General features: G+C 41.6%; 24 protein-coding genes. 14 read left to right on the top strand and 10 right to left on the bottom strand.

Translation table 11 applies throughout. From position 1 onward, the window contains the following. Positions 1-71: 71 nt before the first annotated feature. The 3 genes from ubiD to AN391_RS13550 all read left to right on the top strand — a co-directional run bounded on the left by ubiD (position 72) and on the right by AN391_RS13550 (position 2,933). Entirely contained in the window at positions 72-1,538 is a 1,467-nt protein-coding gene (gene ubiD / locus AN391_RS13560) for a 4-hydroxy-3-polyprenylbenzoate decarboxylase (protein WP_055015895.1), read from the top strand. A gap of 103 nt (positions 1,539-1,641) precedes the next feature. Continuing rightward, positions 1,642-2,355, top strand: coding sequence for an NAD(P)H-flavin reductase (gene fre, locus AN391_RS13555; RefSeq protein WP_055015894.1), 714 nt, complete (start codon positions 1,642-1,644; stop codon positions 2,353-2,355). Between the two features lie 161 nt (positions 2,356-2,516). Then, positions 2,517-2,933: a CBS domain-containing protein gene (locus AN391_RS13550; protein ID WP_055015893.1), complete on the top strand. Its 417-nt coding sequence runs from the start codon at positions 2,517-2,519 to the stop codon at positions 2,931-2,933. Between the two features lie 46 nt (positions 2,934-2,979). Here the strand turns inward: AN391_RS13550 and add are convergent, their stop codons facing one another. From add to cyaY, 8 genes are all read right to left on the bottom strand, one after another. Next, positions 2,980-3,981: an adenosine deaminase gene (gene add / locus AN391_RS13545; RefSeq protein ID WP_055015892.1), complete on the bottom strand. Its 1,002-nt coding sequence runs from the start codon at positions 3,979-3,981 to the stop codon at positions 2,980-2,982. Between the two features lie 138 nt (positions 3,982-4,119). Beyond that, positions 4,120-6,810 (bottom strand): CHASE domain-containing protein, encoded by a 2,691-nt coding sequence (locus AN391_RS13540; protein ID WP_055015891.1) that lies wholly within the window; start codon positions 6,808-6,810, stop codon positions 4,120-4,122. A gap of 46 nt (positions 6,811-6,856) precedes the next feature. Continuing rightward, positions 6,857-7,963, bottom strand: coding sequence for a heme biosynthesis HemY N-terminal domain-containing protein (locus AN391_RS13535; RefSeq protein WP_055015890.1), 1,107 nt, complete (start codon positions 7,961-7,963; stop codon positions 6,857-6,859). Continuing rightward, entirely contained in the window at positions 7,960-9,789 is a 1,830-nt protein-coding gene (locus AN391_RS13530) for a uroporphyrinogen-III synthase (RefSeq protein ID WP_055015889.1), read from the bottom strand. Before AN391_RS13530 ends, AN391_RS13535 begins: the two co-directional genes overlap by 4 nt. Next, positions 9,790-10,728 carry a hydroxymethylbilane synthase gene (gene hemC, locus AN391_RS13525; protein ID WP_055015910.1) on the bottom strand — a complete coding sequence of 313 codons (939 nt, stop codon included), beginning with the start codon at positions 10,726-10,728 and terminating at the stop codon, positions 9,790-9,792. Between the two features lie 35 nt (positions 10,729-10,763). Next, positions 10,764-11,708 carry a DUF2914 domain-containing protein gene (locus AN391_RS13520; protein ID WP_055015888.1) on the bottom strand — a complete coding sequence of 315 codons (945 nt, stop codon included), beginning with the start codon at positions 11,706-11,708 and terminating at the stop codon, positions 10,764-10,766. 21 nt (positions 11,709-11,729) lie between these two features. Continuing rightward, on the bottom strand, positions 11,730-12,386 hold the full coding sequence (locus tag AN391_RS13515) for an alpha/beta hydrolase (RefSeq protein WP_004588976.1): 657 nt from the start codon (positions 12,384-12,386) through the stop codon (positions 11,730-11,732). Beyond that, a complete protein-coding gene (gene cyaY, locus AN391_RS13510; RefSeq protein ID WP_055015887.1) occupies positions 12,383-12,706 on the bottom strand; it encodes an iron donor protein CyaY in 324 nt (107 codons plus the stop codon). Before cyaY ends, AN391_RS13515 begins: the two co-directional genes overlap by 4 nt. A 148-nt stretch (positions 12,707-12,854) precedes the next feature. Here cyaY and lptM point away from each other — a divergent pair, with 148 nt between their 5' ends. The 8 genes from lptM (at position 12,855) to AN391_RS13470 (ending at position 19,164) form a co-directional block, all read left to right on the top strand. Continuing rightward, the gene (lptM, locus tag AN391_RS13505) at positions 12,855-13,046 is read left to right on the top strand and encodes an LPS translocon maturation chaperone LptM (protein ID WP_055015886.1); all 192 of its coding nucleotides are present in this window, start codon (positions 12,855-12,857) and stop codon (positions 13,044-13,046) included. Next, positions 13,047-14,300 (top strand): diaminopimelate decarboxylase, encoded by a 1,254-nt coding sequence (gene lysA, locus AN391_RS13500; protein ID WP_055015885.1) that lies wholly within the window; start codon positions 13,047-13,049, stop codon positions 14,298-14,300. A gap of 64 nt (positions 14,301-14,364) precedes the next feature. Further along, on the top strand, positions 14,365-15,195 hold the full coding sequence (gene dapF, locus AN391_RS13495) for a diaminopimelate epimerase (RefSeq protein WP_004588980.1): 831 nt from the start codon (positions 14,365-14,367) through the stop codon (positions 15,193-15,195). Beyond that, the gene (locus AN391_RS13490) at positions 15,192-15,803 is read left to right on the top strand and encodes a DUF484 family protein (RefSeq protein ID WP_055015884.1); all 612 of its coding nucleotides are present in this window, start codon (positions 15,192-15,194) and stop codon (positions 15,801-15,803) included. Before dapF ends, AN391_RS13490 begins: the two co-directional genes overlap by 4 nt. Next, the gene (locus tag AN391_RS13485) at positions 15,800-16,744 is read left to right on the top strand and encodes a tyrosine recombinase XerC (RefSeq protein ID WP_055015883.1); all 945 of its coding nucleotides are present in this window, start codon (positions 15,800-15,802) and stop codon (positions 16,742-16,744) included. Before AN391_RS13490 ends, AN391_RS13485 begins: the two co-directional genes overlap by 4 nt. A gap of 10 nt (positions 16,745-16,754) precedes the next feature. Next, positions 16,755-17,462, top strand: a complete 708-nt coding sequence (locus tag AN391_RS13480; RefSeq protein WP_055015882.1) for an HAD-IA family hydrolase — start codon at positions 16,755-16,757, stop codon at positions 17,460-17,462. A gap of 24 nt (positions 17,463-17,486) precedes the next feature. Further along, positions 17,487-18,587, top strand: coding sequence for a retropepsin-like aspartic protease (locus tag AN391_RS13475; RefSeq protein ID WP_055015881.1), 1,101 nt, complete (start codon positions 17,487-17,489; stop codon positions 18,585-18,587). A gap of 220 nt (positions 18,588-18,807) precedes the next feature. Further along, positions 18,808-19,164: a HopJ type III effector protein gene (locus AN391_RS13470; RefSeq protein ID WP_055015880.1), complete on the top strand. Its 357-nt coding sequence runs from the start codon at positions 18,808-18,810 to the stop codon at positions 19,162-19,164. 15 nt (positions 19,165-19,179) lie between these two features. On the opposite strand, the gene AN391_RS13465 is transcribed toward AN391_RS13470, so the two are convergent. Together AN391_RS13465 and AN391_RS13460 are read right to left on the bottom strand one after the other, a co-directional pair. Then, the gene (locus AN391_RS13465) at positions 19,180-19,587 is read right to left on the bottom strand and encodes a GNAT family N-acetyltransferase (protein ID WP_055015879.1); all 408 of its coding nucleotides are present in this window, start codon (positions 19,585-19,587) and stop codon (positions 19,180-19,182) included. Positions 19,588-19,628: 41 nt separating this feature from the next. Then, positions 19,629-19,934: a DUF6482 family protein gene (locus tag AN391_RS13460; RefSeq protein WP_055015878.1), complete on the bottom strand. Its 306-nt coding sequence runs from the start codon at positions 19,932-19,934 to the stop codon at positions 19,629-19,631. A 90-nt stretch (positions 19,935-20,024) separates the two neighbouring features. On the opposite strand from AN391_RS13460, the gene AN391_RS13455 reads away from it, so the two are divergent. The 3 genes from AN391_RS13455 to AN391_RS13445 all read left to right on the top strand — a co-directional run bounded on the left by AN391_RS13455 (position 20,025) and on the right by AN391_RS13445 (position 22,415). Next, on the top strand, positions 20,025-20,717 hold the full coding sequence (locus AN391_RS13455; RefSeq protein ID WP_055015877.1) for a pseudouridine synthase: 693 nt from the start codon (positions 20,025-20,027) through the stop codon (positions 20,715-20,717). 102 nt (positions 20,718-20,819) lie between these two features. Then, the gene (locus tag AN391_RS13450; protein ID WP_055015876.1) at positions 20,820-21,194 is read left to right on the top strand and encodes a BlaI/MecI/CopY family transcriptional regulator; all 375 of its coding nucleotides are present in this window, start codon (positions 20,820-20,822) and stop codon (positions 21,192-21,194) included. Between the two features lie 9 nt (positions 21,195-21,203). Further along, positions 21,204-22,415, top strand: a complete 1,212-nt coding sequence (locus tag AN391_RS13445; RefSeq protein ID WP_055015875.1) for a TonB family protein — start codon at positions 21,204-21,206, stop codon at positions 22,413-22,415. Positions 22,416-22,437 lie beyond the last annotated feature (22 nt).

The following is a 22,437-nucleotide window of genomic DNA, read 5'->3' as shown; positions in this document are numbered from 1 at the left end:
TAACAACTACACATGCATTTGTTGTTTAGTTGGGTATAATACTTTCACTTTTTGCTTAGTAGCGGCCTACCATGAAATATAAAGATTTACGTGATTTTATCGATTTGCTTGAAAAAAAAGGCGAACTTAAACGTATTACTCAAGAAATCGACCCGTATCTTGAAATGACCGAAATAGCTGACCGTACATTACGTGCTAAAGGCCCAGCATTATTGTTCGAAAACCCAAAAGGTCACAGTATGCCTGTACTTGCAAACTTATTTGGTACACCTAAGCGCGTTGCTATGGGCATGGGTCAAGAAGATGTAAGCGAGCTGCGTGAAGTTGGCAAGCTACTCGCTTTTTTAAAAGAGCCTGAGCCACCAAAAGGGATTAAAGAAGCACTAGGGCAAATTCCGGTATTTAAACAAGTACTCAATATGCCGGCTAAAGAAGTTAAAAAAGCACCATGCCAACAGATTGTTTTAGAAGGTGACGATGTAGATTTAACTAAGTTACCAATACAGCATTGCTGGCCTGGCGATGCCGCTCCCCTTATCACTTGGGGTTTAACCGTTACCAAAGGGCCTTATAAAAAGCGCCAAAATTTGGGTATTTACCGCCAGCAGCTATTAGGTAAAAATAAAATAATTATGCGTTGGTTATCGCATCGCGGTGGCGCGCTCGATTTTCAAGAATGGTGCAAAGAAAACCCCGGCGAACCATATCCAGTTTCGGTTGCATTAGGGGCTGATCCTGCCACTATTTTAGGTGCCGTTACACCTGTGCCAGACACGTTAAGCGAATATGCTTTTGCGGGCTTGCTGCGTGGTAGTAAAACGGAAGTTGTAAAGTCTATTTCAAATAACTTACAAGTTCCTGCCAGTGCCGAAATAGTACTTGAAGGCTACATTATGCCAGGCGAAATGGCGCCCGAAGGACCCTATGGTGACCACACTGGTTATTACAACGAAGTTGATGATTTTCCTGTAATGACAGTAACCCATTTAACTCACCGTAAAAACCCAATTTATCACAGTACATTTACTGGTCGTCCGCCTGATGAGCCGGCAATTTTAGGCGTGGCATTAAATGAAGTGTTTGTGCCTATATTGCAAAAGCAGTTTCCAGAAATCGTCGACTTTTACTTGCCACCCGAAGGCTGCTCTTACCGTATGGCCGTGGTAACCATGAAAAAACAATACCCAGGCCATGCTAAGCGCGTAATGATGGGCGTATGGTCGTTTTTACGTCAGTTTATGTATACTAAGTTTGTTATTGTTTGCGATGATGATGTAAATGCTCGTGACTGGAACGATGTTATTTGGGCCATCACTACCCGTATGGACCCTGCACGCGACACCACATTAATTGAAAACACGCCAATAGATTATCTCGATTTTGCCTCGCCTGTATCTGGGCTTGGCTCCAAAATGGGCATGGATGCAACCAATAAATGGCCAGGTGAGACCGACCGCGAATGGGGCGAGCCAATAGTTATGGATAAAGCAACAAAAGAACGTGTTGACGAAATTTGGCAGAGTCTCGATATACTTTAAGCACGCCTACTGAATATAAACAGGCTATAAAATAACCCCGCAGGTATGTTAATATTGCCCCACTTAACTGCATATCTGCGTAAACGCTGCTAAAAGGTAAAAAATGCAAACATTAAAAGCTGAAGTTGTTGCCATCAGCCCACTTACAGAATTTGTTCATAAAGTAATTTTAAAGCCTCAACAACCTGTTACGTTTGAAGCTGGCCAGTACATGCAACTTGTACTTGGTGAAAAAGACAAGCGCGCATTTTCAATTGCAAGCCGTCCATCGCAATGTGATGAAATAGAGCTTCATATTGGCGCATCTAAAGCCGATTCGTACGCAATGCAATCACTTGAGCATTTGCGTAATGCGCATCAAAATAACACGCTGGTTGATATTGAAGCCGGCCTTGGTGTGTCGCAACTACGTTTACAATGTCAGCGCCCTATTATTTTATTGGCTGGCGGCACGGGGTTTTCTTACGCAAAATCAATGGCTGATCATTTAGCTGAAATTAACTGCGACCGCCCGGTATTATTTTACTGGGGTGTTAAAGAAGAGTCAGCCTTATATGCTCACAGCGAAATGCAAGCATGGGCAGAAAGTAACGAGCACTTTAAATTTATTCCTGTTGTAGAAAACCCATCTGCTAATTGGCAAGGTCATACTGGGTTTGTACACAAAGCAGTAATGCAAGATATTGTGTCGCTAGAACCGTACGACATATACATGGCTGGTCGCTTTGACATGATTGGCATTGTTCGTGATGACTTTATTGCTCACGGTGCTGTTCGCGAAAACATGTATGCAGATGCATTCGCGTTTATAAAATAAATTTTTATTCTTATTACAAAGGCGCCCTTGGCGCCTTTATTATTTCTATCAAATTTAAGCTACTAATTGGTATAACCTATTACTTTAATCAGTATAAACAATTTCCTAAATTCCTATCTATAAACCATACTTTGTATAGAACATCAGCGGGAGAGACCCAAATGTTAAATACAAAAGTAAAAGATTTTATGCAACGCAAGTTGCCACACATTACCCCAAATACTGAAATGACCACCGCGATTAGTGAACTACAAAAGTTTAAGTTACTAGGTGCGCCCGTATTTGACGACAATAAATCATTGGTTGGTTTTATATCTGAGCAAGAGCTTTTAAAGCCGTTAATGCAAAGCAGCTACTTTTGCGATGGTGTTGTAAAAGTTTCACAGCTTATGCAAACAGAGGTTGTAACCGTTAATGCCGACACCAATATAATCGAGCTTGCTGAGCAAATGAAAACTGGAAAGCCTAAAAACTACCCCGTCGTTGAGGGGGATACCGTAATAGGCCTCATTGGCCGAAGCGATATACTAAAGGCACTTTTTGATAATTACGTGAGCTGCCAAACAAAAGTAAGCTAACATAAAAAATGCCGCAAATAAGCGGCATTTTTTGTATTAAGCGTGTTTAACGTGCTGCAGCAAGCGCGGTTAACGCGGCTTTATCGCTGTCGCTTAAAAATGCAATTTCTAGGGCATTTGCTTGTGCCTTTTGCATATCGGCTTGAGTTAAGCCTGCCTTTGGCGCAGCCACTACGTACTCATGCTCAATCTCAATCCCCTCTACAGCGGGATCGTCGGTATTAATACATGCTAAAATACCGTGATCTAAAAACTGTTTAAGGGGGTGTTTAGCTAAATCGTTTACAGTACTGGTTTGAATATTGCTGGTTAAGCACGACTCAATACCAATGCGGTTATCGCGCAGATAGTCCATTAGTTTAGGGTCTTCGATTGCTTTTACCCCATGACCTATACGGCTTGCACCTAATTCATTAATGGCTTGCCAGATACTTGCAGCGCCGAGCGCTTCACCGGCATGGATGGTAGCGGCTAGGTATGCGTCTCTTACTTGCTTAAATTGCTCGATAAAAAGCTCGCCCGGAAAACCAATTTCATCTCCGGCTAAATCAATCGCCACTAAATCATTTTTAAAGGCAAGTAATGCGTCAAGCTCCTGCTGGCAGGTTTTAACACCGTAAGTACGCGACATAATACCAATTAAGTTTGCTTTAATATTGGCGCCTTGAGTAGCCGATTTTATACCGTCAACCACGGCCTCCACCACCCCTTGCGGGTGTAAACCTTGGCTTTGTGCCATATAATACGGGCTGAAGCGAAGCTCTACATAATCAAGTCCTTGGGCTTGCGCATCTTCTATGTTTTCAACGGCAATGCGTCTACAGGCGTCGTAATCGCCCAGTACCGTGACCCCCCAGTCGAGCTTTTGCAAAAATGCCATTAAATCAGGTTCAGGATCAATGACTTGCACGTGAGGGATAAGCGCCTCTACGTTATCAGCGGGTAGCGTAATATTAAACTGTTGACCAAGTTCTAGTATGGTTTGCGCACGTACATTGCCATCTAAGTGGCGATGAATATCTAGCAGAGGTAATTTTTTATTTATCATAATAGCGACTCGGTTAGGTTAAAATTGCGCGCATGATACGCAGGTACAGTTATTTTTCAAGTGTAGAGCAGTTAAAGTAAATATTAGCGGTCATATGTCTGCTTTTTACTCAAAAAGTGAACAAAATTAGGTTTTTGTTCACTTATTTTGATGCGCTAGGTGATGCCAGAGTGTTTTAAATAAAGTATTTGCTTCAATAGGTTTAGTAATATAGTTATCCATACCGCTGGCCACTGCTTTTTTAACATCGTCATCGTGAGCATTAGCAGATAAGCCTATGATAGGTAGGTCAAACAAACCAAGCTCATTACGAATAACTCGTGTGGCTTCAAGGCCATCCATTTTTGGCATTTGTATATCCATAAGCACAATGTCGTAGGTATGCTCTGTCAGTTTTTCAATCGCCTCAAAGCCATCATTGGCAATATCAGCAATACACCCTTTGGTTTTTAAAATAGCACTCGCGACGTGCTGATTTAATGGGTTATCTTCAACAAGTAATAATTTATAATCTGCAAAAGAAAGCGTACTAACATCTATTTCATCATATTGTTGCTTTATTTGCTCAGCCTTTGGCAACGGCGAATAAATCGGTAAGCTAAAAGTAAATGTAGAGCCATGCCCCTCATGGCTTATTAAATCAATTTCTCCGCCCATCAACTCCACAAGCTTCTTGCATATACTTAAACCTAACCCGGTGCCGCCATATTGACGCGAGGTAGAGCTATCTGCTTGTGCAAATGGTTTAAAGAGCTGTTTTTGCGCCTCTTTACTGATTCCAATGCCGGTATCATTAACGCTAAAGTAGGTCATTTTTTTAGACTGCCACACCTTAAGTGTAATGCTGCCTTTGGCTGTAAATTTAATGGCATTATTGATTAGATTTAGCAAAACTTGCTTTAAGCGTATTGGGTCGGTGTTGATAACCAAGTTGCTAGATTTATCGTAATCAAGCATAAACTCTAGCGACTTGGCATCAATATCAAATTGCAGTAAATTGGCCACTTCTTCACTGAGTGTGCCTACATCAATTGGCTCTTGAATTAAATCAAGTTTGCCGGCTTCCATTTTAGAAAAATCAAGCACGTCATTTAACACTCTAAGCAATACGCCCAGTGCCCCATCGGCTTGCTCAATATAACTGCGTGCCTGCTGCCAATCGTTTTGCTGTAGGGCTAAATAATGCAGCCCTTTAATGCCATTAATAGGGGTGCGAACTTCGTGGCTCATATTTGCTAAAAACTGGCTTTTTATTTCATTGGCTTCATCGGCCTTTTGCTTTTCTAAGCGTAAAATTTTAGTTTGTTTTGCTACCTGCTCACGTATACGAATATTGGTACCCGTTACCGATATTAAAAAGGTAATAAGCAGCCAAACAAATAACATACCGGCTATTTGCGCAAGCCAATAAACTAACCATGACTCGCGCTGCATTGACTGGTGTAGCTCCACCTGCCATACCCGCTTACCAACCAATAATTTATAGTCTTTTAACGGCAATAGTTGCTGATGATCGGCAATAAAAATAGGCTGGGCATTATTTTCTGTCGTGGTGTCTGTAAAGCTCACCGCAACACGGTTGTTTTGCTCAAATAACACCGCGTTTGATAGCCTCTCTAAGCTCACAACCGCTACTACAAAACCTTTAAAATCATCTTCTGTAATATTGTTGCCAAACACCGGATGAAAAAACAGCACGCCGCGCTCAGCTTCGTTTTGTACTAAATTTATTGGTTCACTGATCACCAACTCATTTAACACCTTCGCTTTTATTAACGCAGAACGCCTAACCTCATTGGAGGCAAGATCAAAGCCAATTACATCTTCATTTCCCGATAAAGGATATGCATATTGCACGGGGTAATAAAAGTCTCGTAGGGGGGCGGCCTGCCAACTGCCATCTTTTGCTCTTTCTTTTAAGCTATATTGAGCCAGCTCTGTTTTGTTATTAGCTTCTATATACTGAGCTAGGTTTTCGCTAGGTAGGTAGGGCACCCACTCAAATGCTAAAATTTCTTCGCTGTAACTAAGCTGCTTAGACGTAAATTGCTTAAATTCAGTAAAGCTCACATCGTCACTACTAGAAAAAAAGGTTGCCAGTAAGGCGAGGTGTGCTGTTATTTCGTTAATTTTATTGTTGATAGCATCTTGCGTGGCTAATATTTTAAGCTCTTCTTTTTGAATGTTTTTTTCTTTTTTTACACTGGCCGCGCCATAAAAGCTAATACTTATAACCATATAAATTAACAGTGAGGGCAGTATAACTTGTAGGCGATAATTTACTTGTGAATAGTTAAATGCAGCTAGCATAAGCGGAGTAAAAACAAGCACTCCAATACTATCGCCTATCCACCACGCTATAAACGTATCCCAACCCGCTTGAGACACAATAACGCCATTAAAAATTAATAAGCTGGTGCCTACACCTGCAGCTATAACACAGCACAATGGGCCGGCAACAACGAGGCTTTGAATACAGTGTTTTAAAGAAGATAAATCAAGCGGTGCTTTAATCACTTTAGTGACCAATTGGCTACCTACCCATGCTTGTAAAGTAGCAGCCAAGGTAACAGCCGCAGCATGCATAAATACACTTAACTGAAATATCGCTGAGGCGTTTTCTAAATGAATGAGGTTAGTGAAAAAAGCCCCTAAAACAATACCTAGTAAGCTCTTTCTGCCCCAAATTAAAAAGCCAGCAAGCGCAATTCCCGAAGGCGGCCACACAGCTACGGCATAACCATCGATTGCCAATAATAAGTTGCTAAAATATCCGGTAAAAAAGTAAGCGCACGCTAAACTTACAGTGACAATGAAAAAGTGTTTCAACCCAATGCTCCCGAATATCAAAGCTGCAAAAGTATAAGTGTAGCCTTTATTGATACAAAACGAGTGCTTTATCGGCTTGTGCGGTATTTTTATAGCTAAGCGCTGCTTGCTGAGCAAATTGCTTTTTGTTTTCGATATTCAAGGCTTTATCAAAAACTTTTGCGGCTAACTCATAATCGCCTTGGGCATTAGCTAAACACGCAAGCGAGAGTAATAATGCGTTGTTTGCACCATCTTTTTTCAGGCGCTCTTGAATACTACTTTGAAGCTTTACAGCCTCTGCCGAGGTGGCGTTACTTAATATATTGGCAAGTAAGGCATGCTGCTCGTCATGCTTCACCATTTTAATTAAGTCACTTTCAATCGCACTTAACTGGCTTACTTTAGCCATTTGCATTAAATAAGCTGTATTAGCATGAGCTTGTAGCTTTTTAGGAAGTTGTTTATATTTTTCAGTGATTTTATCGCTATGTGCATTAAAATAGGCATTAAACAGCTGCGTCCACTGCGTATCGTTAAGGACTTTTTTGCGAAGTAAACGCGGTAAAAAGTCTTCAAGCGCACTAAAGTGCTGTTGTTGTACGAGTATTTCGGCGTATAGTTTAAGCTCAAGTGGTGTCGCTTTTTTTGAATCTGCGTTAGCGCGCATTTGCGATTCTATTGCACTGCTATCGCCACTGGCTATCCAAAGCTTAGCTACGTTAAGCTGCTGCTCTGGGCTAATTTCAAATAAGCGCTCTAATGCTTTATCGGCTTCATTATTAGCAAGCGCCGCCTTTGCTAATAGCGCTAAGCGAATATCTTCAAACTTACTGGGTACACTATTACCTGATAACGTTTGCTCTACAAGCTCGTAATCATCGTTTATTGCACTCCATAAGGCTTGCTCTATTGCTGCTTGCTTTCGCTCTTCGCTACGCGCAAAAAACCCATGTTTAGTATTATGATAAATCGACAATAAATAGCGCACTAATTTGTAAGTTAAAAACAAAATAGTTGCACTAATTACCGCCATAATACAAAACGATACAATCGTGCCTTCAATCGTGGTGTTGTTAAACGAGATCAGCACATAGCCTTTTTCATCCAGTACAAATGGCGTAATCGCTAAAACTAAAACAATCGCAACAATTAATACTATAAGCCCTATCATTGCGCCCACTCCTTAACCTGCTGTGTACTTTGTAAGTTTACTTCAGGGTTAAAGTTTAATGGCTCTTTTTCTAGGCTAGTTAGTGCGTTTATAACCACTTTTGTTGCCTCGTCATCTTGCTTAAAGTACTCATTAACAAGGCGCTTTGCCTCACTTATGGCACTAAAATAAATGCTCGCCTGCTTGCTCATTAATGCATCTTGAGCTTGCGTCACATTTAATTTAATACGTTGATTAATTAAGTGGCGCTCCTGATCGGTTAGCAGTGGCTCTATAGCAACCCCTTCGTGCTGACGAATAGTAATAAAGCTATCAACTAGCTTATTCCAGCTATTACTTAGGTTTTGCTGCCAATCGCTTACATCTTCACTCAAGGCATTTTTTTCAATTTCTGTTGCTTCTTGCGGTATGTTAACAGCATTAAATGCAAGGTTATCTATGTTTGATAACACGCTATTAAGTTTTAAGTAAATGGCTTCTGTTGGGATAGGTTTTAAGCTATCTAGTGTTTGAATGTCTTGTGTTATTGCCTGGCGAACTGCAACAGTACCTGGGTGTTCACTCAATAAGGCATCTAAGCGTTTAAGTACAGCGCTAGCACCTTGGTAATCTTTTTCAGCCCACAGTTTAAACTCAGCCATACGTTGTAAGCTGGTTACTTCTTGCGGGTTTAGTGAAGCGCCTTGCTGCTGAGCTTGTTGCAATGCAGCTTTTAATTGTTGCTGGTTACTCTCTGCACTTTCATTAAGCGCAGCTGCCACTTTTTGCTCACTATTGAACAATGCTTGCTGAAGATTAGATTGCGCAGACTTGAGCGCCTGTAACTCTTGTGACAATAACGCGTTTTCTTCTTTTAGTTCATTAACAGCTACATTTTGGGCTTTACCTGCATTGAGTTTTTGGTAAAACTCATACCCCACACCACAGGCAACAATAAGAGAAATAACAAGCGCAAGAACCGCTATTTTACTTATTTTTTGCTTTTTATTGGTCGTACCCGTTGCATGTGCAGGCTCTTTTTTATTTGAAGGCGCAGCTGTTTTAGCTGGGGTTTTATTATCTGCCGTAACTGGCTTTGACTGTTCGCTCATCTTGCTACCTTGCTGTTTTATGCAGGAAAACATAGCGGTATCGCTTGCCCCTGCGGCAATGTGTATATTAGCCGAGCTTACCTGTTGCTGTTGTAAATAAGCGGCTATACGCTCGCTAGCAACATAAAATCGGCACTGTTGTAACCACTGTAATTGTTGTTCAGTTAGGTTATTAAATATTGCATCTACTGCTGCATTACTGGTTATGACTATACCTTGTACTTTCAGGCTTTGCCAGTGGTCTGTCCAGTTGGTTTTTTCAGCGCTTATTGGCTCACGTTTGTATACCACACAATTATTTAAAAAAGCCCCACGCTCCTTTAAGGTTTTGGCAATATCTGGGCGCCCTGCTTGGCCTTTTACTAATACAATATTACTGCCTTCCACCTCAGCTAAAGACTTAAGCGCTAATAGCCCTTCTGAGTCATGCTGCTTGGGTAGTGCAGCTCGTACACCAAACACTTCATAAACAGTATCAGCAGTTTGCTGCCCTACTGCATAATATTGTGCTTTAGTATTTATTGTAGGCTTTAATTGCGCTAATGCAGTAACGGCATCTTGAGAGATAAAAATAATTTTATCGGCATTAATTAACGGGCTTAGCTCGGTAGAGGAAGGCGTAAGGTAGGATATTTTTAAAACAGGAAACAATGACGCCTGATAACCCGCTTGCTCAAGTTGCTGAGCAAGGGCTGCGCCTTTTCCTTCGGGCCGAGTTATCAGGATATGTGTCATTTATGCGTCTCTATATACTTCTGCTAATATTTTGTCGGCGCCTTGCGCTAATAACCTTTTAGCAAGCTCAACACCAATTGCTTCTGCATCATTTATATGACCGGTTACTTCGTCATGCAAAATTTCACTACCATCTACTGCACCAACTAGTCCGCGTAAATGCACTTGGTCACCATCAACTAATGCATACGCGCCAATTGGTACCTGGCAGCCACCTTCTAAATGGCGGTTCATCGCGCGCTCTGCATTTACACGTATACGTGTTTGGGTATGCTCAAGCGGGGCAAGTAAGGCTTTTGTTACTTCATCATCAATACGACACTCAATACCCACAGCACCTTGTCCGTTAGCAGGAAGCGACACCTCAGGCTCAATATAATCAGCAATACGGTCATCCATTTTTAAACGAAGCAGCCCAGCTGCGGCTAAAATAATTGCATCATACTGGCCATCATCTAGTTTTGCTAAACGGGTATTTACATTACCACGTAAGTCTTTAATGACTAAATCAGGGCGCAGAGCTCTAATTTGGCACTGGCGACGAAGGCTAGAAGTCCCCACCACAGCACCTTGGGGTAATTCGCTTAAATTAGTATAGTTATTTGATACAAACGCGTCGCGCGGGTCTTCACGCTCACAAATTGTGTGCAGTGCTAAACCTTCTGGAAACTCAACGGGTACATCTTTCATTGAATGGACAGCAATATCGGCACGGCCATCTAACATGGCTTGCTCAAGCTCTTTAACAAACAAGCCTTTACCACCAATCTTAGCAAGCGGTGTATCTAAAATAATATCCCCTTGGGTAGACATAGGGACTAATTCTACGCATACATCAGCATGAAAATGCTCAAGCTGTGCTTTTACAAATTCAGCCTGCCAAAGCGCTAAAGCACTTTTACGAGTTGCAATGCGTACTAACTTTGTTTTTTCTGTCATAGGGGTATCCAAATAGTTACAGCTAATAGCCACGCTTAATTAGCTAAAATTCTAAATTCTTTTTGAGCAATTAAATTACCTTGCTCATCAACAACATCTACACGCCAATGGCCTGTTTGTGTATTCATAATATTTTTGGTCGAGTACGTTCTGTAGCGCGGCGAGGTAACATTAAGCGAAATCTCAGCCATGGTTTCACCCTCATAAGACCATACATGCTTTACTTGTTGGCCTTGTAGGTTTTTAAGCTCACTAAAAAACGAGAGCGACTCTTCAAACTGATTTAAACGGATATCTGCAGCAAATACATTAGTGGGCTCGCGCTTACTTACTTTGCGAGTAAGTACTGCACGGCTAATTTTACCTGTATCAATTTGTGCACCTAACGCAACGCTTGCAATGTGCGCCGTAGATGAAAAACCTTCACTGCTAGTTAGCGAGCCGTCGTCGTTTTTAATATCTGGGAGCTGTTCATTGGGTGATGCGCTTAACTGGGTGTTTGTAAGCGGCCGATTAGCGATAGGCTCAGCGAGTTCGGCATCTGATTGCTCAATAACAGAAACTTGATTGCTTTGAACGTTAGCAATTGGCTCTATATCCGTTTGCTCGTGATTGCTTTGCGCTAATAAAGTATCATTATTAACGCTTTCATCCTCAAGCACCGCTGGCGCAACATCTGCTATATCATTCGCTAATGTAGGCTCGTTTGGGTGCATTTGCTCATCATTTACACGCACAGCAGGCTCAACATTATCTGCGGCGCCTTCGCTTAAATGTAAATAAGGCGATTGCTCTTTCGGCTGCTCGCCCTGATCGGCATTTACCGAACTCGTTAAGCCATACACAACCGCTGCCGAGGTCATTGCTACCAACATAGAAACACTCGCAATACGACGCCAATGCCACTCGTAGCTTACATTAGGTACACTATTTTGTGGTTCGCGTTTTACATTTGCTTTAATAACTATTTTTTGACTCATATTGACCTCAGCGGTTCCAAATTAGCTTAAACGGGCAATTAACCATTGGCGAATAGCTTGCAGTTCTTCTGCGCAAACCTGATGAGCCATAGGGTATTCTTGCCAGCTTACATCCATGTTATGTGCTGTTAATACTTCAAACGCACTTCTACCCGCACTATGCGGCACTACATTATCTTGACTACCATGCGCCATAAATACATTTAAATCAGTATGCTTTGCTTCTTGCGCTAGCTTTTCAGGCACGCACATATAAGTAGACAGCGCCATAACACCTGCCAATTTATGCTCAAATCGCGGCGCTAAATGTAAAGACACCACGCCCCCTTGCGAAAAGCCCGCCAAAATAATTTTATTGGCAGGTATACCATTTTCTATTTCTTGATTGATCAGGGCTTGCACTTTTTCGGCTGAATCTCTCACGCCTTGTTCATCGGCACGTTTGTCTAATTCTATAGATTTAATGTCGTACCACGAGCGCATTTCCATGCCACCATTTATGGTGACCGGTTGAATAGGCGCATGCGGAAAAATAAATCGTATGCCAAGCTCACTGGGTAGATTAAGTTGCGGTGCAACCGGAGCAAAGCCATCGCCAGAGTCACCTAAACCATGTAACCAAATCACAGTGGCTTTGTGCTCACCTTGCGCTGGGTATTGTGCAAACTCTAAACTCATAAGCTTGATTGCCACTTAATCTCTTGGCCAGCTTGGCGAGTAGACGCTTGGTTCATAAACTCCCAAAACTCTGCACCTGAGCGGTTATCAATCCATTGCCCATCACGCATTTCAAAATGGTGGCCATTAAATTTAGTTGCAACCCATACTTGATGCAAAGGCGCCTGTTTATTAATTACAATTTTACTTTTATCAGGGAAAATTATTTCTAAAATACCTTCTGCCGACTCATAATCTAAATCTGCTTCACAATCATCAACTTGCTCTTCAATTGTGTACATAAGCGCTTCGGCTAATTGGTGATATTCACTTTCAGTCATTGTAATTTTCCTTTGCAGGCGAGCTGCGTAATATTGGGTACGGTTTATATACAGCTAGTGTAACAGGAATAAAATCATCCGCGAATAGCTGCATTTTTTAGATATTCTGTTACTCTGCGATTATAAAGCCAGCAACCGTATTAATCTAATGAAAGCGACACATACCTTACAATTAAAACGACTATTTATAAGTACTTTACTGCTAAGTGCATTAGCTGGCTGCGGCCAAAGTGGGCCTTTGTATTTACCAGAGCAGCAAACTGAGCAAAACACACCCCCTAATACGGCACAGTCAACGCCTGTAAAAAAAACCAATACAGAGCAAGCGCAGGAGCAATAAATGGATTACTTTAACTACCAAAACAACCAATTATTTGCAGAAGACGTCAGTGTCGCCGCTATTGCTCAGCAATACGGTACGCCTTGTTATGTTTACTCGCGTGCTACATTTGAGCGCCATTTTTTAGCTTTTGCAAATGCCACTAAAAACCATAAAAGCCTAGTGTGCTATGCAGTCAAAGCCAATTCTAATATTGCAGTATTAAATATATTAGCGCGTTTAGGTTCAGGGTTTGACATCGTATCGAAGGGCGAGCTGGCACGTGTAATAAAAGCCGGCGGTGATGCCAGTAAAGTGGTGTTTTCAGGTGTAGCTAAAACCGCTGACGAAATAGCGTATGCACTGAAACTAGGTATTAAATGTTTTAACGTTGAGTCGGTCTCAGAGCTTGAGCGTATATCAGAGGTGGCGTGCGAGTTAAATTTAGAAGCCCCTATTTCTATTCGTGTAAACCCTGATATAGATGCCAAAACACACCCGTATATTTCTACCGGTTTAAAAGAAAACAAGTTTGGTATCAATATTCAAACGGCTGTGAGCGTTTATCAGCATGCGGCGTCTTTACCTGGTCTAAAAGTCACCGGTGTAGATTGCCACATAGGCTCGCAATTAACTGAGGTTAAACCTTTTTTAGAAGCACTTGATAAACTAATGGCATTAATAGATGAGCTTAAAGCAAATGGTATTGAGCTTACTCATTTAGATATTGGCGGTGGGTTAGGCGTTCCTTACAATGATGAACAGCCGCCTCACCCAAGTGAATATGCTGCGCAAGTTACCGAGCGCCTAGCCAATTACAAACACCTTGAACTTATTTTTGAGCCTGGGCGCGCGATAGCCGCTAACGCTGGCATTTTAGTAACGCAGGTTGAGTTTATTAAGCAAAACCAAGATAAATTTTTTGCCATTGTCGATGCGGGGATGAACGACATGCTTCGCCCTTCGCTTTATCAGGCATGGCAAAAAATTATTCCGGTATCGGTGCGCGATGATGACACCCCAACTCATAACTTTGATATTGTAGGACCTGTGTGTGAAACCGGCGACTTTTTAGGAAAAGACCGTGAACTAGCCCTTAAACAAGGTGACTTATTGGCGCAGCGAAGTGCCGGTGCCTATGGTTTTACCATGAGTTCAAACTACAACTCTCGTCCACGCGTGGCCGAAATAATGGTAGATGGTGAGCAACACCACCTTATTCGCCAACGCGAAACCATCGAGAGCCTTTATCAAGGTGAGAAAATTTTACCATAAACGTTTTTGTTAAGGCGCTGCTCTGTGGCATGATTAGCGCAGAGCAAACCCGAATTAGAGCGCTATGTTAGTTAATTTTTCCAAAATGCACGGCTTAGGCAACGACTTTGTTGTAATTGATAACATTACACAAAATGTATTTTTGTCTCGCGATCAAATAAAAAAACTGGCTGATCGCCACTTTGGTATTGGCTTTGACCAATTACTTATGGTCGAAGCCCCTTATTCCCCTGATCTCGACTTCCATTACCGTATATTTAATGCCGATGGCAATGAAGTAGAACAATGCGGAAATGGCGCACGCTGTTTTGCCCGCTTTGTGCGTATGAAAGGCTTAACTAACAAGCACAAAATTAGTGTTTCGACCAAGTCAGGCAACCTTACGCTATACATAGAAAAAGACGGCCAAGTGACGGTTAACATGGGCCACCCTAATTTTGAGCCTGCTAAAATCCCGCTTAAAGCCAGCAAGCGAGAACTCACTTATATAATAAGAGCGCAAGAACACACTGTGTTTAGTGGCGCCGTGTCTATGGGTAACCCACATTGCGTGCTAGAAGTTGACGATATAGCAACCGCACAAGTTGAGGTGCTTGGCCCACTACTTGAAAACCACGAACGCTTTCCAAATCGTGCCAATATTGGCTTTATGCAAGTGGTCTCGCAAGATCATATTAAGTTAAGAGTCTGGGAGCGCGGCGTTAGTGAAACCTTAGCGTGTGGTACGGGCGCCTGCGCAGCAATGGTTATTGGTCACATTCAGAGCAAACTTAACACCACAGTACAAGTTGATTTACCCGGTGGCACATTACAAGTGCGTTGGAGCGGCGAAGGGCACCCTGTTCGTATGACCGGCCCTGCCGAGCATGTATTCGATGGGCAAGTTGCTTTATGAGCGAACTAACAAAAGAACGCGTTGCTGAGTATTTAGCGCGCCACCCTGATTTTTTATTAGAGCAGCCAGAGCTGCTTGCACAACTTGAGTTACACCACAAAGCGCAAGGGGCTACCTCGCTTGTACATATACAACAGCGCCAGTTACGCGAGCACAATACTCAGTTAAAAAATCAAATACAGAGTATGAGCCAACACGCGACGCAAAATGAGCTAGTGTATCGCTTGTTTAGCCAGTGCCATCGTCAACTATGGACAAATTACGACTTTAATACGCTTGCCGCAAATTTGCGCAATATTATTTGTACCAGCCCACACATTAGCGAGTGTAGGTTGGTTAAATATAACAACACTTTTGATGAACTTATTGAGCACCGCCTTAGCCAGTTTGGGCACTACTTAGGACGCGTTAATCAGCAAGAGCGTGAGCTATTATTTTGCGAAAACACGCAATCTTCTGCTATTTACTTAATTGGCTGCGTTGAAAAACCCGTTGCTATATTGGCCTTTGGCAGCCATGATGAAAACCATTTTGAGCCTGCACAAGATAACCTGTTTGTGCTTGATTTTGTGCATGCATTGCAACTTAGGCTATTGGAATTGGCATGAGCGACGAGACGCCTAACACTGAACAATTAAGTGAGCATTGGCGTAACCCCATTCATTTATTTAGTGACTATTTAAAGTACGAAAGACAGTACTCAGAGCACACTGTAAATCAGTATGTTAGCCAACTAAACTTTGCCGCCCTGTATTTTAGTAAATTATGTGACGACTGGTTTGGCGTACAAGGGGAGCATATTCGCCGCTACAGCATGGCACTTCGCACAAAGCAATTAAGCGGACGCACCATTAGTTTAAAATTAAGCTGCATTCGTAGTTTGTATAAATTTTTAAAAGCCAAAAACGTTGCGCACCACGCGCATTATCATAACCCAGCGCAGGGTATTAAAGGCCCTAAATTTTCGAAGCCTTTACCTAAAAATCTCGACGTTGATCAGATGGCAAGCCTACTGGAGATTAGCGATGACGACCCATTAGCCATACGAGATAAGGCCATGATGGAGCTTATGTATTCATCAGGGTTACGCATCAGCGAGTTAGTTGGCACCAACTTACACGATATAAACACTGCCAATGGTGAAATATTAGTCAAAGGTAAAGGTAACAAAGAACGTCTCATTCCCGTAGGTAGTAAAGCGCTCAAAGCGTTAAAAAATTGGCTCAATATACGGGGGCAATTTGCAAAGCCTGACGAAATGGCGGTGTTTTTAAGCAGTAAAAAAAACCGTATTTCGGTTCGCCAAGTTCGCTTACGCATGCAAGAGTGGGGAATAAAACAAGGTATTAGCTCACAAGTGCACCCGCATAAACTTCGCCACTCGTTTGCCTCTCATATTTTAGAATCATCTGGCGATTTACGCGCTGTACAAGAACTATTAGGGCACAGTAGTTTGTCGGCTACGCAAGTGTATACACATTTAGATTTTCAGCATTTAGCCAAAGTGTACGACAACACCCATCCGCGCGCTAAAAAACAAACCGATTAGGAATGTAATTATGATTCGATTTAATCGTGCTCTTCGCCCTTTTTCTGTTATGAGCTTTGATTTAGACGACACCCTATATAACAACCACCCAATAATAAAAGCCGCAGTTAAAGCGCAGCAAGATTATTTAAACGCGCTTCCTAGCTACTTAAAACAAGGCCCAAAATACTGGCAACAATGTCGCAACGAGGCCGTAATACAGTTACCAGAGCTTGCTGATAATGTAACTAAATGGCGCCAACATACGCTACGCCTAGCCCTTTCAAAGCTAGATTTAAGCGATCAAGAAGTAGAGCATCATGCCGATGCAGCCTATAACGCCTTTGCCGATGCCCGCAGCAAAATAGTGGTAACCGACGACGTACTAAAGCTGCTAGATAACTTAGCCCAGCACTTTACGCTGGTTGCAATAACCAATGGTAATGTGGAAATAGAACGCTTTAATTTACGCGATAAATTTGCGCTAGTATTGCAAGCCGGCATGCACGGTAAAGCCAAGCCCCACGCTACACTGTTTGATAAAGCCGCCGTGCACTTAAACGTGGCTAAAAGTGAAATTTTACACATTGGCGATAGCCTAGATACCGACGTACAAGGTGCTAATAATGCTGGCTGCCAATCGGTTTGGTTAAACGACCAAGGCGCGAATTATAACTACAAAGGCCTTGCCGATGTTGAAATTGCGAATATTCATGCCTTAGCGCATTTTATCAAATAGCCTAAATACAACTAAGAGGTTGCAATGAGCCATTATACCAAGCTAATCACCTTGCTATTAATAGGCTCTATTAGCCTAAACGCTTATTTATTGTGGCCAGAAAAACAGCCCACGGTAAGCGCACAAAATACCAAACCTGCAGACCTAGTTAAAACGCCAAAAAGTAATCTACTCAATCAAGCTCAACAGCAATTTAAGCTACACAAATTTGGCGATGCGCTAAAGACATATCAGCAACTAAAGCAACACTCGCCCACCCTAGCTCGCACTCTTTACGCTTCGTGGCTCTTGCAATTAAAAACATGGCTAAATACTAACTTATTTCTTAGCGAGTCATTGTTAAACGCACTATTAGATCAAGACCCTTACAATACAGAGCTACTTACATTGCAGGTCGATTACTTAATAAATAGAGGGCAAATACAAAATGCAATTATTGCCTTATTTGAACTATACCCGTTGTTAAATGAGCAACAGCAAAGCGCTGCAAATGCGCAGTTGGAAAATCTGACTAAAAACGAGCTCCATAGTTTAAGTGAGCAACAAAACTGGCAAACAATTATTGAACAAACTCAAATTTGGCTCGACTATCAAAACGATAACAGTCATTTTTTATACGCACTCGCGCATGCTTATTATCAGCTCGAAGACTTTATTAGCGCCTTAACAACTATTGAGCGTATGCCATCACAACACCCTTTACAAAACGAAGTCGCTGATTTACAAGCAATGATAGATAAAGCTCAATCACAAGATGACTTTATTACGCTTACCCCCTACGGCGCACATTACACAATTAACGCCGAGCTAAATGAATCAATCCAAACAGAACTAATGCTAGATACTGGCGCAAGTGTTACCTCGCTATCAAGCGACATAATCGAGCAGCTTTCACCCAGGCCACTTTATTTAGGCGATGTAACCGTAAACACGGCGAATGGGCAAATTAGCGTAAAGCGCTACCAAATTGAGTCGTTTAAAGTAGGGATGCAAATTATTTACGGTTTTGAAGTGCTCGGTATTGAAAACATCCGCGGCCAAGGTTTGTTGGGAATGAACTTTTTATCTAGATATAAATTTAATATAAATCAGCAAACAGATGAGTTAGAGTTGAGTGCTAAATAACCTGAACTCTGGATAATAAATCTATCTCAAGCAGCTGTTTCCAGCGCTAACTACGTTGAGTTTACTTGCAATAGGCTAGCTATTGGCGCGTAATTTCGCCTTGTTTTCACTGTAAATCTCTGGCTAGAGAAAATAAACATAGATATCACCTTTGATTCAATAGGTTAATAAATCTCTTAACCAAAGTTCAGGTTAAATAGTTAAAAATGAAGGAAAGAGCATGACCCTAAACGATTTTTTACAGCAACTTGCAATCAACCCTAAAAGCATACAATTTAGCGATACCATGGCGGTGATAGAAGCTAATTACGATTTTACTGCGTGTGGATTTAATAACCACGGCTTACTTAGCTCAGCAAGTGAAAACAACGGGTCTTGCAAAATTTTTGCATTTGCCAAATTAAACGATTTAAGTAAACACAATACATTAAATTGCTTTGGTAAGTATTACCACGAAGACGTACTACAAAACCCTAAAGGCGATGACCACATGAACATTCGTACATTTATGTTAGCGCCAGAAACGACGCCATTTTTAGGCCTGAGCTTTGATGGTGAACCGCTAAAAGCAAAGTAATATTAAACAGCTCAATTAAAGCGTTTTTTCCATAAAATAACGCGTACCAGAATGCGGGTAGTTGTTAAGCTGATACTTAACCACATATCCGCGTTTTTCATAAAATGGCTTGGCCTGAAAATCAAGCGTGTCGAGCTGTGCAATGTTGGCACCAAGCTCAACAGCTGCAAGCTCAAGCGCATTTAAAAGTTTGCCAGCTAACCCCTTGCCCCGAGCAGTATCGCTACACCAAAGCCAGTTAATCATTAGCCAATTACCAAATACGGAACCACTCACACCCGCAATTAGGTTGCCTTTTTCATCTACAAATTTATAACCTAATGGCACTCTTTGCGCATCAAAATGCTGAGCATTAAATTCAACCATTTTTGTGCGAAGCGCTAAATTTAACGCATCGGTATTATCTGCTTGTAATTGATACAAGTGCCGCCCTTAAAAGAGCAGATACTAGCAAACTAGCTCTATCAAAACAGGTTGTTTTTTCCATAAGGTACTTCAAGCAAATTACTTGTTGTTTTTTCGGGTTGGCCGCACATTTCATCGTAGGCACTAGTGTGTCGCAGCACCATTTCGGCGTAAGCTATGTTTTCAAACCGCTTTTGAATATGCAGCGGACTGAGCGCTTTTACAAATTCGCCATTCTCTTCAGTAACGTAATACTCTACGTTATTTACAATGACAGACACCTGATAGAGCGCCATTTCAAGGGAGTGCGCCACCACTTTTTGTAATGGTTCGTGCTTTTTTAGCTCAGAAAATTTCATACCCATAACAATCGCCTTTTAATAAAAAGTAACCTTATAGATACGCACCTTTGCTATAATCGCGATCAAATTATTACATCACTGCCTTTTAAGCTTATGAGCAATAAAATTCGACTCGCTAAATACATTGCTCACGCTGGTGTGTGCTCACGAAAACAAGCATCGCGCTTAATAGATGACGGGGTAGTAATGGTCAATAATCGCCCTGCTAATCACATAGATCACGTTAATGAGCAAGACGACGTAGTAGTTAATGGCCAAGCAGTTAAAGGGCCAGCCGATTTGGTTTATTTTGCGTACCACAAACCTGTAGGTATTGATTGCAAATTAAATGAAAATGACCCTGCCAGCCTAATTCACCATTTACCCACCCTCACCCGGGTTTACCCCATTGGCCGATTAGATAAAGACTCTCGTGGCTTGCTGGTTTTGACCAACGACGGTGGTTTTTGTAATCAACTTATTCACCCAGACTTCCACCAGCCTAAACGTTATTTAGTCACGGTAGATAAGCCTATTGATAACGCGTTTTGTGAAAAAATGGCCGCAGGAATCCCTATCGATAAACAAGTAACCTTACTGTGTGAAGTCACTAAAATAGCTGACAACCAATTTAGTATTATTTTAAAACAAGGCCTTAACAGGCAAATACGTAAAATGGCGCATTACTGCGGCTTTAAAGTGATTGATTTATTTAGAGTGCAATTTAGCGAACTCGCCCTCTCGCAACTAAACCTCCCTGAAAACCACTACATACAAATTAATAAAACAGATATTTCAAATATCTAATACCTAGTCGCTTAATTACCTATAAAAAGTTAAAAAATAACCTTGCAAAAACAGATTACAGGTGTAGTCTTAACTTAAAGATTACATTTGTAGGCAATAAAAATGATTGAGTTATCAAAAGCAGAATTCGACGTGCTTGATGCACTTTGGATTAATTACCCAGCAACCGCCAGCCAAATTATTGAGCGTTTAAGCGATGACAAACAATGGCACGAAAAAACCATTAAAACCCTTCTAGGTCGATTAGTTAAAAAAGGCGCACTGACCTTTGAAAAGGACGGTCGCCAATATATTTATACTCCCTGTATGGAGCGCGCCGACTACACCCTAAAAGAAAGCCAAAACTTTATAGAGCGCTTTTTTAGTGGCCGCATAGCGCCGCTGGTAAGCGGGTTTGCTAAATCGGAGCAGCTTTCTCAGCAAGACATAAATGAGCTTAAAAAAGTCATTGATGAGTGGGAAAAAAACCAAAAGTAAGGGATTAACATGGTTATTCAAACTGGATTTAATTGGTTGATTGAACAGCAACTATTATTAAGTATTTTGTTTTGTGGATTTATTTTACTCGAGCGATTTGGTTTAAAAACCCTTGGCGCGCGGTTTGTATACAAGTTAGCGTGGTTAGTACCTGCAGGATTAGTTATTGCTAATTTACCCAATGCGATAAAACCACTGCAAAATAGCAATATTAGCCATTACTTAATTACCCCTAACCAGCCCTTTTCTCATGAAATGGGGATTAGCTGGGCACTCATGTATGTACTTATTACTATGGGGTTATTAATAGCCAGTTTTATTACACATACACGTTTTGTTAAAAGCCTGCAGCTAACTGAACTAACGCACCTAGAGCACAGTCTTGCCACTGGTATTAAAACCTATGCCAGTCAATATGCAGCCACACCAATGGTGGTGGGTATATTTAAAAGTAAGCTTGTACTGCCCAGCAATTACAAGACCCAATTTGATAAAGCCTCTTTAGCGCTTATTTTAGAGCATGAAACTGTGCACATAAAACGCAAAGATAACTTAATAAATGCCCTGCTGTTACTGGCTACTATTTTATTATGGTTTAATCCGCTCGCTTGGATGGCGTACGCAAGTTGTAGGCGCTTACAAGAGCTGACTTGTGATGAACGGGTACTTGCGAATAAAACCACACACCAACACATTTTATACAGCAAAGCCTTAGTTAACTGCGCGGCAACAACGCCCGCTGGTCTAATGGCTTATTCACACTACGGAGATAAAAAAACCATGTTACAACGACTTACCAATATAAAGCACAGTGGCACTCACTCTCGCCTTGCCAAAGGTGGCATACTGCTTGTGGCCGCAACTATGTTAAGTGCCCTCGCTATTGCAAAGCAACCGCAAGCACAAGGTGCCAAACAAGATCATATTTCACCCATAATTCGCATTGAGCCACGCTACCCTACTAAAGCCGCCCAACAAGGTATTAGTGGCTCAGTGGTGTTAAAATACGATATTGCTGCCAATGGCAGAACAAAAAATATTAGTGTCATTCAATCAAAGCCATCGGGCATTTTTGATAAATCAGCTAAAGAAGCGCTGGCGAAGTGGGAATATAAAATCTCTGAGGCAGGGTTTAATGATGTACTTGTACAGCTCGATTTTGCCATAAACAACAAGGTTGCTAATACTGATTTAATAGAGCGAATTAAAGTATCCCATTAATGCTATTGAGTAATACAAGAGC

The organism is Pseudoalteromonas sp. P1-13-1a (genome assembly GCF_001401875.1).
GTDB lineage: Bacteria > Pseudomonadota > Gammaproteobacteria > Enterobacterales > Alteromonadaceae > Pseudoalteromonas.
This window is presented reverse-complemented; position numbering and strand designations above follow the sequence as displayed.

What these genes read in the sequence shown, in the direction of transcription:
- ubiD (WP_055015895.1), top strand. Translation starts at nt 72, where the DNA reads ATGAAATATAAAGATTTACGTGATTTTATCGATTTGCTTGAAAAAAAA.
- fre (WP_055015894.1), top strand. Translation starts at nt 1,642, where the DNA reads ATGCAAACATTAAAAGCTGAAGTTGTTGCCATCAGCCCACTTACAGAA.
- AN391_RS13550 (WP_055015893.1), top strand. Translation starts at nt 2,517, where the DNA reads ATGTTAAATACAAAAGTAAAAGATTTTATGCAACGCAAGTTGCCACAC.
- add (WP_055015892.1), bottom strand. Translation starts at nt 3,981, where the DNA reads ATGATAAATAAAAAATTACCTCTGCTAGATATTCATCGCCACTTAGAT.
- AN391_RS13535 (WP_055015890.1), bottom strand. Translation starts at nt 7,963, where the DNA reads ATGATAGGGCTTATAGTATTAATTGTTGCGATTGTTTTAGTTTTAGCG.
- AN391_RS13530 (WP_055015889.1), bottom strand. Translation starts at nt 9,789, where the DNA reads ATGACACATATCCTGATAACTCGGCCCGAAGGAAAAGGCGCAGCCCTT.
- hemC (WP_055015910.1), bottom strand. Translation starts at nt 10,728, where the DNA reads ATGACAGAAAAAACAAAGTTAGTACGCATTGCAACTCGTAAAAGTGCT.
- AN391_RS13520 (WP_055015888.1), bottom strand. Translation starts at nt 11,708, where the DNA reads ATGAGTCAAAAAATAGTTATTAAAGCAAATGTAAAACGCGAACCACAA.
- AN391_RS13515 (WP_004588976.1), bottom strand. Translation starts at nt 12,386, where the DNA reads ATGAGTTTAGAGTTTGCACAATACCCAGCGCAAGGTGAGCACAAAGCC.
- cyaY (WP_055015887.1), bottom strand. Translation starts at nt 12,706, where the DNA reads ATGACTGAAAGTGAATATCACCAATTAGCCGAAGCGCTTATGTACACA.
- lptM (WP_055015886.1), top strand. Translation starts at nt 12,855, where the DNA reads ATGAAAGCGACACATACCTTACAATTAAAACGACTATTTATAAGTACT.
- lysA (WP_055015885.1), top strand. Translation starts at nt 13,047, where the DNA reads ATGGATTACTTTAACTACCAAAACAACCAATTATTTGCAGAAGACGTC.
- dapF (WP_004588980.1), top strand. Translation starts at nt 14,365, where the DNA reads ATGTTAGTTAATTTTTCCAAAATGCACGGCTTAGGCAACGACTTTGTT.
- AN391_RS13490 (WP_055015884.1), top strand. Translation starts at nt 15,192, where the DNA reads ATGAGCGAACTAACAAAAGAACGCGTTGCTGAGTATTTAGCGCGCCAC.
- AN391_RS13485 (WP_055015883.1), top strand. Translation starts at nt 15,800, where the DNA reads ATGAGCGACGAGACGCCTAACACTGAACAATTAAGTGAGCATTGGCGT.
- AN391_RS13480 (WP_055015882.1), top strand. Translation starts at nt 16,755, where the DNA reads ATGATTCGATTTAATCGTGCTCTTCGCCCTTTTTCTGTTATGAGCTTT.
- AN391_RS13475 (WP_055015881.1), top strand. Translation starts at nt 17,487, where the DNA reads ATGAGCCATTATACCAAGCTAATCACCTTGCTATTAATAGGCTCTATT.
- AN391_RS13470 (WP_055015880.1), top strand. Translation starts at nt 18,808, where the DNA reads ATGACCCTAAACGATTTTTTACAGCAACTTGCAATCAACCCTAAAAGC.
- AN391_RS13460 (WP_055015878.1), bottom strand. Translation starts at nt 19,934, where the DNA reads ATGGGTATGAAATTTTCTGAGCTAAAAAAGCACGAACCATTACAAAAA.
- AN391_RS13455 (WP_055015877.1), top strand. Translation starts at nt 20,025, where the DNA reads ATGAGCAATAAAATTCGACTCGCTAAATACATTGCTCACGCTGGTGTG.
- AN391_RS13450 (WP_055015876.1), top strand. Translation starts at nt 20,820, where the DNA reads ATGATTGAGTTATCAAAAGCAGAATTCGACGTGCTTGATGCACTTTGG.
- AN391_RS13445 (WP_055015875.1), top strand. Translation starts at nt 21,204, where the DNA reads ATGGTTATTCAAACTGGATTTAATTGGTTGATTGAACAGCAACTATTA.